The organism is Promicromonospora sp. NPDC057138 (genome assembly GCF_042670845.1).
Lineage (GTDB): Bacteria > Actinomycetota > Actinomycetes > Actinomycetales > Cellulomonadaceae > Promicromonospora.
Window position 1 is genome coordinate 1 of sequence record NZ_JBHUUX010000105.1, and the last position, 11189, is coordinate 11189.

Genomic DNA, 11189 nt, shown 5'->3' on the forward strand with positions numbered 1-11189 from the left:
AGCCTGTCGAGACCTCGTCCCCGGTCTCGACAGGCTCGACCACCGGCTCCGCCTCGACCACCGGCTCGGGCTCGGCCACCGGCTCCGCGTCGACTACCGGGGCCGGACGCCGGCCGAGCATGTCGACCTTGTTCAGCCACTCGTTCCCGGCGATGACCTTCGAGAAGCTGACCTTCTCCGACGCCAGCATGAGCCCGACGACGCCCGCGAGCGCCGCCCACCGCACCGCACGGGGCGCACCGAACGCGATCTGGCTGCCGACCAGGGCGCCGAGGGCGTTGGCGCCGCCGTCGCCCAGCATGTCCTTCTCCCCGAGGTCTCCGGGGGCGGCCGCGGCCGCGGCGCCCAGGACGGCCCCGGTGGCGCCGGCGCCACCGAGCACGAACGGGAGGCTCGCCGCCGCGCCCGCCTTGAGGGCTCGGCCGGGCCGCAGGTCGAAGAGGTTGATCAGGTTCGCGGTGCCCCCGATGAGGGCGCCGTTGAGGCCGACGTCGACAAGGTGCCCGAACGCGCCGCCCGTGCGCCGGGTGCCCACCGCCGCCGCCACGAGCGCGGAGCCCGAGATGCCGAGCACCTTGAGCCCGCCGGTGGTCAGGCGGCCCTCCTTGAGCGCGCCGAGGTGGCCCCGCAGGCCCTTGGTGCGCACGGAGGTGTCCTCGGCGAGGTCGTCGACCAGGCCGAACCCGCCGGCGGCGGCCGTCGCGAACGCCGTCGCCCCGGGAGCGTTGCCGCCCCCGACGGCCGCGCCCGCCACCAGGCCCGCCGCGACCGCGGGGCCCTCCAGCAGGCTGATCGGTTCGCCGCGGTGGTTGGTCCGCGTCCACGTCGACGGGCCGCCGAGGCCGCCCTGCGCCACCTTCTCGTCGAGCTTGCGGCGCGCGAACGCCGTCGCGACTCCGGCGACGATGCCAGCGACGATGAACCTGCCTGCACCCATGGCTACCCCTCGGTCTGTGTCGGTTGTTCGGGTCGGTTCTGCATCAGCCTCTACTTATATCGGCTGAGCCTGCGGTTCCGCTCCGGGCGCGTGCCTCGTTCCTCGGCCCACACCCTGCGCTGCACCTCCGGCTCAGCCGACGGGCGGCAGGACTCCGGTCGCGTCGTCCTCGAGGCCGTACTGCCCGACGACGCCCTCCAGCCGCGCGGCGACCGCGAGCGGCACGTTGATGCGGCCCACGATCCGGTCGACGCCGCTCACCGTGCTGACCTCGGCGGCGATCTCCTCGTCGTCCCGCACTGCCTGCACCGTGTCGCCGGGCTCGTCGGTCGGCCCGGCGAGCACAGCGGCTCCGGAGACCTGCTGCGCAGCGCGGGTCACGGCGGTCCACACGTCCGGGGTCGGCTCCGTCTCCTCGGTGGTGCCGTCCGCGGTCTCCTGCGGCTGCCCGGCCGAGCCCACGAGCAGCACGAGTGCCTGCGCGGGCTCGGTCTGGTCGTCGTCGCCCGGCTCGACGAAGCCGAATCGCTCCAGCTGCGCCTCCAGGTCGGTCGCCTGCGAGCTGCGGACCGCCCCGCCGTCACCGCCCTCGCTGCCGGTCAGCGCGAGGGCGAGCGCCGCGCCGAGCGTCGCGCTCGGGTCGTCGCCCTCGGGCGCCGCCGCGCCGAGGCCCGCGCGCAGGCCGTCGGCGACGGTCTCGCGCGACGACTCCTCGGCGCTGTCGGTCCAGGCCTCCGTGAGCACGGACTGGGACACGACGTTCGCGCCGGCCGAGTCGAGCTGGTTCAGCACGCCGTCGTGGACGTCCTCGGGGACCTCGCCGAGCAGCACGACCGCCACGCGGTTGCCCTGGAGCGATCCGGTGACGAGCTGCGTGCCCACCGCCTCGATGTACCGCTCGTCGCCGTCGAGGGCGCCCTGCGTGGCGTCCAGCTCGGTGCGCAGCTCGGTGCGCTCGGCGCGCAGCGCGTCCACCTGCTCCGTCAGGGTCTCCCCGATCGCTCCCTGCAGGGGGCCGGCACCGAGGATGATGCCGACGGCGAGGGCGAGGAAGACGGAGATGAGCGAGACGAGGTGGTATCGGAAGTCGATCACGGTAGGGAAGAGTCCTTAAGCATGTTCCGGGCGATCAGCCCGGCATCAGGTCGGGGCGGCAGAGGTCCAGGAGCTAGGTCCGGGCCGGTCAGCCGCCGAAGAGGTTACCGATCGAGGACACGACGTCGTCGAGGCGTGCCCCCATCAGTCCGAAGAAGGTCTGGCCCGCCGACGTCGACGCCAGCGCCGCGAGCACCGCCGCGACGCCCGCGCTCGACAGCAGCGTGAGCTGGGTGTTCGAGATCCGCGTGCGGTACAGGCGCGACACGCCCTTGGCGTCCACGAGCTTGCCGCCGACCCGCAGCCGGGTGAGGAAGGTCGAGGCCATGCCCGCGCGCCCCTTGTCGAGGAACTCGACGAGCGTGGCGTGCGTGCCGACGGCGACGATGAGCTCGGCGCCCTTGTCGTCGGCCAGGAGCATGGTGATGTCCTCGCTGGTCCCCGTGGCGGGGAACACCACGGGCTCTACGCCGAGCGCCTTCACGCGCTCCAGCCCGGGGGCCTTGCCGTCGCGGTAGGCGTGCACGACGATCTCCGCGCCGCAGGCCAGCGCCCGGTCGGAGACGGAGTCCATGTCGCCGACGATCATGTCGGGCTGCCAGCCCGCGTCGATGATCGCGTCCGCGCCGCCGTCCACGCCGATCAGGACCGGCCGGTTCTCCCGGATGTAGGACCGCAGCAGCGCCAGGTCCTCCCGGTAGTGGTATCCGCGCACCACGATCAGCACGTGGCGGCCCTCGATGGAGGTGCGGATGTCGGGCACGCCGACGCCGTCGAGCAGGAGGTCCCGCTCGCGGCGCAGGTAGGTCATGGTGTTCTCGGCGAACCGCTCGATCTCGGCCGACAGCCCCTCGCGGGCGGTCGCCATGTTCGCGGCGATCGTCTGCGGCGTCTGGTACGTGCCTTTGGCCACGACCGCGCCGTCGACGATGATCTCCCCGCCCACGATCTCGAGCTCGGCGCGCTCGCCGACCGCCATGATCGCCGGGCCGAGGTCGTCCACCAGGACGATGCCGGCCTCGACCAGGATGTTCGGGCCCGTGTTGGGGTACCGGCCCGAGGTCGACGGCGCTGCGTTCAGCACCGCGACGGGCCCGGCGGAAACGAGCGCGTCCGCGGCCACGCGGTCGATGTCGACGTGGTCGATCACCGCGACGTCGCCGTGGCTGAGCCGGGACGTGAGCTCCTTGGTGCGCGCCCCGATCCGGGCAGGGCCGTGCACGGCGGCCTGCGTCAGTGCCAAGGACTGCGCGGCGGCGCTCTTCTCAGCGCTCTTCTCAGCGCGCTTCTCAGCGCGCTTCTCGGGTCGGGAGGTCAGCTTCATCCGGCCTATCGTCCCACGACCGAGGATTCCAGGAGCTCCAGCGCGTGGGTCCGTGCCGTCTCCGAGTCGTCCTGGCCGGACAGCATGCGCGCCAGTTCCCGCACCCGCGCGTCAGCGGTGACCTCCCGCACGCCCGTAACCGTGATCATTCCGTCATCTTCACCCTGCGTGGCGCCGTCGCCGTCCGAGCTCTTGGTGACCACGAGGTGCGCGTCTGCGAACGCCGCGACCTGGGCCAGGTGGGTCACGACGACCACCTGCGTGCTACGACCGAGCTGCGCCAGACGGCGGCCCACCTCGACGGCGGCCCGGCCGCCCACCCCGGCGTCGACCTCGTCGAACACGAACGTGCTGCGCGGGGTGTCCGCGGTGCGCTCCGCCGCGGCACCGCCCGACGTCGCCAGCGCGACCTCCAGCGCGAGCATCACGCGGGAGAGCTCGCCGCCGGACGCGCCCTTGCCGAGCGGCCGCTCCGGCGCCCCCGGGTGCGGCACGAGCAGGAAGGTCACCTGGTCGGCGCCGAACGGGCCCGGCTGCTCGAGCGGTTCCACCGAGACCACGAGGTGGGCGCCGCCCATCGCGAGGCCGTGCAGCTCGTTCGTCACGGCGTCGGCGAGCTGGGACGCGCCCCGGGTGCGCTCGGCGGTCAGGATCTCGGCCAGCCGGCCCAGCTCTCCGTCCAGCTCCGTCACGCGGTCGCGCATGGAGGCGAGCCGGTCGCCGCCGTCGTCCAGGTCGAGCAGGCGCAGGCCCGCGTCGCTCGCCCACTGCAGCACGTCATCGATGGTCTCGCCGTAAGAGCGGGTCAGGGCGTTCAGCTCCGCCATCCGGTTGTGGGCGGTCTCCAGCCCGGCCGGGTCCGCCTGCAGGTTGTCCACGTACGCGGCGACGTCGGTGGCGACGTCGGACAGCAGGTAGCCGACCTCCGCGAACCGGGTGGCGAGCGCGCCGAGCTCCGCGTCGGAGTGGGCGGCGGAGTCCAGCGCCCGCCGCGCGCGCTCCACCAGGGCTATCGCGTTCTCCCGGGCGCCGTCGGCGTCCTCGCCGGCCACGGCCTCGTGCGCCTCGGTCGCTGCGGTGCGCAGGCCCTCCGCGTTGGACAGGCGCTCGATCAGGGCCTGCAGCTCGGCGTCCTCGCCCGTGACCGGGTCCACCCGCTCGATCTCCTCCAGGCCGATGCGCAGCAGCTCGACCTCGCGCGCCCGCTCGGCGCCGCGCGCCTCGAGGTCCGCGATCTCGGTCAGCAGGCCGCCGCGCTCGCTCCATGCCGCGCGGTAGGAGCCCAGTACGCGCTGGTGCGCCGGGCCCACGAAGGTGTCCAGGGCGTCGCGCTGCTTGGCCGACGTGCGCAGCCGCAGCTGGTCGGCCTGGCCGTGCACGGTGAACAGGTCCTCGGCGATCTCCGCGAGCACGCCCTGCGGCACCGCGCGGCCGCCCAGGTGAGCGCGCGAGCGGCCGTCGGCGATGGTGCGCAGGATCACGACAGTGCCGTCGTCCTCCACCTCGCCGCCCGCATCGGAGACCCGGCTCAGCACCGCGTCGCGGCCCGAGACCCGCACCCGGCCCTCGACCGCCGACGACGACGCGCCGGGGCGCACCGACTGCGGGTCCGCCTTGGCGCCCATGAGCAGGTTGAGGCCCGTGAGCACCATCGTCTTGCCGGCGCCGGTCTCACCCGTGATGACGGTCAGGCCGTCGGACAGGGGTACCCGGGCCGAGCGGATGACGCCCAGGTTCTCGATAGCGATCTCCTCGAGCACCTGACTCCTCAATTCTCTGGGTTTGTCTCCGCAGAAGGTACATCCTGCGCCTCGGCGTTCCCCGACCCGACACGGTCCCGCCAGCCCGATACGGGAAGATTGAACTTCGACACGAGGCGGTCCGCGAACGGCGCGTTCGACAGCCGTGCGAGCCGCACGGTACCGCCCTGGCGCACGATGACGCGAGAGCCGCGGGGCAACCGGATCTCCCGCCGCCCGTCGCAGGTCAGCACGCCCTCGACGGTCGACTGCGGCAGCACGTCGACCGTGTACCGCGACTTCGGGCCGATCACGAGCGGCCGCGCGAACAGGGCGTGCGCCGACAGCGGCACCATGAGCACGGCGTCGACGTCGGGCCAGATCACCGGGCCGCCGCCCGAGAAGGCGTGCGCCGTCGACCCCGTGGCCGTGGACATGATCACACCGTCGCAGCCGAACGAGAGCAGCGGACGGCCGTCCACCCCGATCGCCACCTCGAGCATGCGGTCCCGGGTGGCCTTCTCGACGGTCGCCTCGTTCAGCGCCCAGCCGACCACCGGCTCCGCCGTGCCGGGCAGGTGCACGGTGACGTCAACCGTCGCGCGCTCCTCGACCTCGTAGTCGCGGGCCGCGAGCCGATGCACGGCGGCCCGCAGGTCCTCCCGCTCCGACTCCGCGAGGAAGCCGACGTGCCCCAGGTTCACGCCGAGCAGCGGCACGTCGGTGCCCCGGGTCAGCTCCGCCGCACGCAGGATGGTGCCGTCACCGCCGAGCACGATCACCGCCTCCGCCCGGTGCACGCCCTCGCGGACGCGGTTGGCGGCCATGTGGTCGCCGAACTCCTCGGCCAGCGCGTCGTCGTGCAGCGTGTACTCGAAGCCAGCCGCCTTCAGCTCGCGCAGGGCCTCGGCCAGCGCCGTGACCGCCTGCGGGCGTCCGCCATGGGTCACGATCAAGACGCGCCTGGTCACGGCTTCCGCTCCTTCTGCTCGTCGGCCTGCTGGATGTCCTGCCCGTCCCGCTGGACGTCCTGCCCGTCGCCCCACCCGTCCCGCACGACGACGGCCGGCGGCTCCGGAGGGTGGCCGGGCCGGTTCGCGGGCTCGCCCCGCGCCGGGTCCCAGGCCACTGCCGCGGCGACGGCGTCCGCCACCGCCTGGTCGTGCCCGTAGGCCCGGTCGGCGCCGGGGACCAGCCACACGAAGAACTCGCGGTTGCCGCTCGGGCCGGGCAGCGGGCTCGGCACCACCGCGCGCGCCCGCAGGCCCGCGCGTTCCGCTGCCCGCACCACGGCCCGCACCGCGTCGGCGTGCAGCGCGGGGTCGCGTACCACGCCGCCGCTGCCCAGCCGCTCGCGCCCGACCTCGAACTGCGGCTTGACCATGAGCAGCGCCTGCGACCCCGGCCGCAGCACGCCCGCCACGGCGGGCAGCACCACGGTCAGCGAGATGAACGAGAGGTCGGCGACCACGAGGTCGGGCGGCCGCGTGAGGTCGGACGGCGTCAGGTCGCGGACGTTGCGACCCTCGACGACCGTTACCCGGTCGTCGGCACGCAGCGCCGGGACGAGCTGGTCATGCCCCACATCGACCGCGACCACGTGGGCCGCGCCCCGGCGCAGGAGCACGTCGGTGAAGCCGCCCGTGGACGCGCCGAGATCGGCGCAGAACGCGCCCTCGATCCGCGGCCCGCCCGGCACGCGGGCCAGCGCGTCCAGCGCTCCGGCCAGCTTGAGTCCGGCGCGGGACGCGAACTCGTGCTCGAGATCGGGCCCGGGCGCCACGGACACGTCCTCGCCGTCGGCCACCGCCGACGACGGCTTGGCAACCGCCCGGCCCGCGATCCGCACCCGGCCGGACGCGACGAGCTCCGCGGCATGCCGCCGCGACCTGGCCAGCCCACGGCGGACCAGCTCAGCGTCCACCCGCGCGCTCGCTGTCATCGTCACCACCGTCAGGCGTCACCGCTCAGGTGCGCCCGCAGGGCGTCGTGCACTGCCTCGAACCGGGCGACGTGGTCGGCCGGGGGCAGGTCGTCGAGCCCGTCGAGCGCGTCCAGGGCGTCCCGGACGCCCGCGTCGGGATCGGCCGGGCCGCTCGAAGGTCCCTCGGTGTCGTAGAACTCGTCCATCGTGCGTCAACGCTCCACTGTGCTCGTCCGTGCCCGTCGGCTGCCTGTCGCGCCTACCTCGAGCCGTCTGCCTGCTGCCACACACGGTACCCGCCGCCTCCGACAGAGCCCCGGTGGACCCGCCCCCGCTCCGCCGAGCTCCGCCCGCCCAGCGATCCGGCCCGAAAGATCGCACCGATATCGCGCGAATCACTGGGCCGGCGCGGGCCTCAGGGGGAGACCGTCAGGGCCGGGACCGTGTCAACCGCCAGGGGCTCGCCGACGTCGACGGCGGACCACGCCGCGGCGCAGGCGGCACGGACCAGGTCGATCCCCGAGCCGTCGAGCCGCAGCTCGCCGTCGGTCACCTGGGCGGCCGCCGCGCCGCAGACGTACCAGCCGTCGGCGAGGACAGGCACCGGGTGCGGCTCCAGGAGCGCGCGGAGGTCGGCGCCCAGGTACGACGGGCGCTCCCCCGGCACGGCGAGCACGGCGTCGCGCGCCGTCGAGACGCCCGTCAGCACATGCAGCCCCGGATAACCGCCGCCACGCGCGCCCGCGAGGTCCGTGTCGAGCCGGTCGCCGATCACCAGCGGCCGGCTCGCCTCGGCCCGCTCGACCGCCAGCCGGTACATGGTGGGCGACGGCTTGCCCGCGCTGTCGGGCGTGACGCCCGTGGCAGACCGCACGGCACCGACCAGCGCGCCGTTCCCCGGGGCGAAGCCCCGCGCCGTCGGGAGCGACAGATCCAGGTTGCTCGCCACGTGCCAGGCGCCGCGGCCCACCGCGTAGGCGGCCTCGGCGAGCTGGGTCCAGCCCACCTCGGGCGCGTAGCCCTGCGCGACGGCGTCCGGGTCGTCGTCCGCCGACTCCACCACGGTGAAGCCAGCCGACCGCACGGCCGTAACCAGGCCCTTGCCGCCCACGACCAGCACCTTCGCCCCCGGGTCCAGCCGCGTGGTGAGCAGCGCGGCGCACGCCTGGGCCGCGGTCATCACCTCGTCCGGGTCCGTCGGGATGTCCAGGCCCGTGAGCTGCCCAGCGACATCCTCCGGCTCGCGCGACGCGTTGTTCGTCACGAACACCAGCCGCATCCCGCCCGACCGCGCGGCGGCCAGGCTGTCGGCCGCATGCTCGATCGGCAGATGCCCCTTGTACGCCACGCCGTCCAGGTCGACGAGCGCCAGATCGTACGCCGTGGCGAGCGGGGCGTCGCTCGCCAGCAGGCCGGCGACCGCCCTCACGCCTTCTCCTGCCCGACGTCGGACCGGTCGCCCTCGGCGGGCTCGGTGGCCGGCTCCTCAGCGGACTCCTCGTCCGACTCAGGGTCGCTCGGCTCGTCGACGGCGTCCGCCTCGGGCTCGTCCTGGTCGACGGACCCGCTGCCGGACTCGGTGACGGTCTCGGCGGCCTCGTCGGGCTGGTTGCCCTCTTCCGGCTCGTCGGAGTCGGCGCCCTCCTCCGGCTCGTCGTCCTCGTCCTCGTCGTCCTCGTCGGCCGAATCGGCGGAGTCCGGCGAGTCAGCAGAGTCGGCGGAGTCCGCGGAATCCGACGAGTCAGCGGAGCCGGACGAGTCGCCGGAGTCAGCAGACTCCTCGTGCTCGTCGGCGTCCTCATCGAGCTCATCGTCCGGCTCGTCCTCGTCCGACTGGTCTTGGTCCGACTCGTCCTTCGCGAACTCCTCCGGGTGATCGGCGACGTACTCCTCCTCGGCGAGCGCCGCGTCCTCCTCGACGTCGAACACCGTGATGTCCTCGTCAGGAGCCTCGGCGCCGATGGCCCGCTCGAGCGCCTTGCTGTCGACGGTGGCGAGCAGAGCCGCCGCCTCGTCGGCCCGGCCCGCGGCCTCGAGCGCCACGGCACGCGCCTGCAGCACGCGCAGGCCGAGGTCGCCCTTGGCGTCCTCCGCCGCGACCTTGTCGAGCACGGCCAGGGCTGCCTCGTGCTCGCCCAGGTCGGAACGGGCGCCGCTCGCCACTATGGCGAGCTCGACGCGCCCGGTCGCGTCGAGCGACGCGGCCTCCTCCGACGCCGCGAGCGCCAGTGCGCGCTCCGGCCTGCCTAGGCCGCGCTCGGCGTCGGCCATGATCGGCAGGTGCTCCGACGAGCCGTTCAGCCGGCGCACGGTACGCAGCTCGCGCAGCGCCTCCGCGAAGCGGTTGGTGTGGTACGCGGCGAGCCCCGCGGCCTCGCGCACGATGTCGATCCGGCCCGCGCCGCGCACCGCCGCCTGGGTGTGCTCGTAGGCACGCTCCGGGTCGACGTCGAGCAGCCGGCCCGCCATCACCAGGTGCAGCCCGACGTACTCGGCGTGGTCCTTGCTCAACCCCCGCAGGCGCGCGCGCACGTCGCGGTCGAGCTGGCTGAAGCTGGCGTCCTCGGCGATCTCCGGCTCCGGGGCGCGGGGCGCGCGCTCCTCCCGAACGTCCTGACGCGGACGGTCGTCGCGGTCACCGAACGAGCGACGGTCGCCGCCGCGATCGTCCCGGCGCGGACGGTCGCCGCCGGCGCCGCGGACGGTGCGTGCCCCGCGGTCGTCGCGACCCCGGCTGTCCCGAGCGCCCCGGTCGTCCCGGTCACCGAACGAACGGCGCGGCGCGTCGTCGCCGCGGCGTGCGGGACGGTCGGAGCTCCGGTCGTCGCGGCGCGCCGGGCGGTCGCTGCCACGATCCTCGAAGGAACGGCGGGGGCGGTCGCTGCCGCGGTCGTCGCCACGCGAACGGTCGTCACGACGCGGCCGGTCGCTGTCGTTCCCGCGGAACGGACGAGCCCCGCGGTCGTCGCGGCCACGGCTGTCCCGGGCACCGCGATCGTCACGGTCGCCAGAGGGACGGCGCGGGCGATCGTCGTCGCTGCGGCGGAACGGGCGATCGGCACCCCGGTCGTCGCGCCGCGGGCGGTCGTCCTCGGTGCTCCGCGGGCGGTCGTCCCGGTCGCCGAACGAACGGCGGGGCCGCTCGTCGTCGTTGCGCTGGAACGGGCGGTCGGTGCCGCGGTCGTCGCGACGGAACGGGCGGTCGTCGCGACGCACCGGACGGTCACCACCCCGGTCCTCGAACGAGCGGCGCGGACGGTCGTCGTCCCGACGTGCGGGGCGGTCGTCGTCCCGACGTGCCGGACGGCTCGCGCCGCGGTCCTCAAAGCTGCGCCGCGGGCGGTCGTCACGGTCACCGAACGAACGACGCGGACGGTCGTCGCGGTCGAAGCTCCGGCGCGGTCCGTCGTCACGACGTGCGGGGCGGTCGTCCTCCCGGCGCGCCGGGCGGTCGTGCTCGCGACGCACGGGACGGCCGCCGTCGCGATGCACCGGGCGGTCGCCGCCGCGGTTGTCCCGCTCCTCGTACGGCCGGCGCGGGCGGTCGCCGTCGTTCCCGCGGTACGGGCGGTCGGTGCGTGCGCCGCGGTCGTCGCGGCCACCGCGGTTGTCCCGGTCCCCGTAGGAACGGTTGTCCCGGTCCCCGTAGGAACGACGGGGACGGTCGTCATCGTTGCGGCGGGGCGCGCGGTCCCCGGCGCCCCGGTCGTCCTGGCGGGGACGGCCGGCGCCGCGGTCATCGCGGCGCGGGCGGTCGGCCCCGCGGTCCTCGTACGGCCGGCGCGGACGGTCGTCGTCGCGCCGGGAAGCGTCGCCACCGCGCGGGCCGTCATGCCGACGGCCCCGGTCACCACCGCGCTCTCCGCCGCGGTCGTCGCGACGCGGCCCCCGGCCCTCGTTGCGACTGCCGCCCTTGCGCTCGCCGCGGCGGTCGCCCTCGCGGTCGTTCCCCTGGTCACGGGGCGTTTCGTTCACGGTGTTCCCTTCGATGACAGATGCCCGCTCATTCTCCCACGTGAGCAGGCATCCGCTGGGGTCGAGGTGCTGTGACGTGTCCGTCCACGGCGACCGCGTCACAGCGCCTGCACCGAGATCGGTCGCACGCACTCCGCCGGAAATGAGTTCGGTCGGTTGCCTCGAGATCGGTCAATTGATTGACCGATCTCGAGG

Annotated in this window: 10 protein-coding genes; 1 reads left to right on the plus strand and 9 read right to left on the minus strand. The window is 74.6% G+C overall.

The window, feature by feature from the left end; translation table 11 throughout:
* The 9 genes from ACFT2C_RS28080 to ACFT2C_RS28120 form a co-directional block, all read right to left on the minus strand.
* A partial coding sequence (locus ACFT2C_RS28080) for a hypothetical protein (protein WP_377210394.1) occupies positions 1-937 on the minus strand: 937 nt, incomplete at its 3' end.
* Between the two features lie 132 nt (positions 938-1069).
* Complete coding sequence (locus ACFT2C_RS28085) at positions 1070-2032, minus strand: copper transporter (RefSeq protein WP_377210395.1); 963 nt, start codon at positions 2030-2032, stop codon at positions 1070-1072.
* An 88-nt stretch (positions 2033-2120) separates the two neighbouring features.
* The gene (steA, locus tag ACFT2C_RS28090) at positions 2121-3356 is read right to left on the minus strand and encodes a putative cytokinetic ring protein SteA (protein ID WP_377210396.1); all 1236 of its coding nucleotides are present in this window, start codon (positions 3354-3356) and stop codon (positions 2121-2123) included.
* 5 nt (positions 3357-3361) lie between these two features.
* The gene (gene recN, locus ACFT2C_RS28095) at positions 3362-5116 is read right to left on the minus strand and encodes a DNA repair protein RecN (RefSeq protein WP_377210397.1); all 1755 of its coding nucleotides are present in this window, start codon (positions 5114-5116) and stop codon (positions 3362-3364) included.
* Between the two features lie 8 nt (positions 5117-5124).
* Complete coding sequence (locus ACFT2C_RS28100) at positions 5125-6066, minus strand: NAD kinase (protein ID WP_377210398.1); 942 nt, start codon at positions 6064-6066, stop codon at positions 5125-5127.
* The gene (locus ACFT2C_RS28105; RefSeq protein ID WP_377210399.1) at positions 6063-7037 is read right to left on the minus strand and encodes a TlyA family RNA methyltransferase; all 975 of its coding nucleotides are present in this window, start codon (positions 7035-7037) and stop codon (positions 6063-6065) included. Before ACFT2C_RS28105 ends, ACFT2C_RS28100 begins: the two co-directional genes overlap by 4 nt.
* An 11-nt stretch (positions 7038-7048) precedes the next feature.
* Positions 7049-7225, minus strand: coding sequence for a hypothetical protein (locus tag ACFT2C_RS28110; RefSeq protein WP_377210400.1), 177 nt, complete (start codon positions 7223-7225; stop codon positions 7049-7051).
* A 209-nt stretch (positions 7226-7434) separates the two neighbouring features.
* The gene (locus ACFT2C_RS28115) at positions 7435-8448 is read right to left on the minus strand and encodes an HAD-IIA family hydrolase (RefSeq protein WP_377210401.1); all 1014 of its coding nucleotides are present in this window, start codon (positions 8446-8448) and stop codon (positions 7435-7437) included.
* On the minus strand, positions 8445-9530 hold the full coding sequence (locus tag ACFT2C_RS28120) for a hypothetical protein (RefSeq protein ID WP_377210402.1): 1086 nt from the start codon (positions 9528-9530) through the stop codon (positions 8445-8447). The genes ACFT2C_RS28115 and ACFT2C_RS28120 overlap by 4 nt, the downstream gene beginning before the upstream one ends.
* Between ACFT2C_RS28120 and ACFT2C_RS28125 the strand changes: the two genes are divergently transcribed.
* A complete protein-coding gene (locus tag ACFT2C_RS28125) occupies positions 9495-11069 on the plus strand; it encodes a hypothetical protein (RefSeq protein ID WP_377210403.1) in 1575 nt (524 codons plus the stop codon). The two genes, ACFT2C_RS28120 and ACFT2C_RS28125, sit on opposite strands and share 36 nt — an antisense overlap.
* Positions 11070-11189: the final 120 nt, after the last annotated feature.

What these genes read in the sequence shown, in the direction of transcription:
- steA (WP_377210396.1), bottom strand. Translation starts at nt 3,356, where the DNA reads ATGAAGCTGACCTCCCGACCCGAGAAGCGCGCTGAGAAGCGCGCTGAG.
- ACFT2C_RS28105 (WP_377210399.1), bottom strand. Translation starts at nt 7,037, where the DNA reads ATGACAGCGAGCGCGCGGGTGGACGCTGAGCTGGTCCGCCGTGGGCTG.
- ACFT2C_RS28110 (WP_377210400.1), bottom strand. Translation starts at nt 7,225, where the DNA reads ATGGACGAGTTCTACGACACCGAGGGACCTTCGAGCGGCCCGGCCGAT.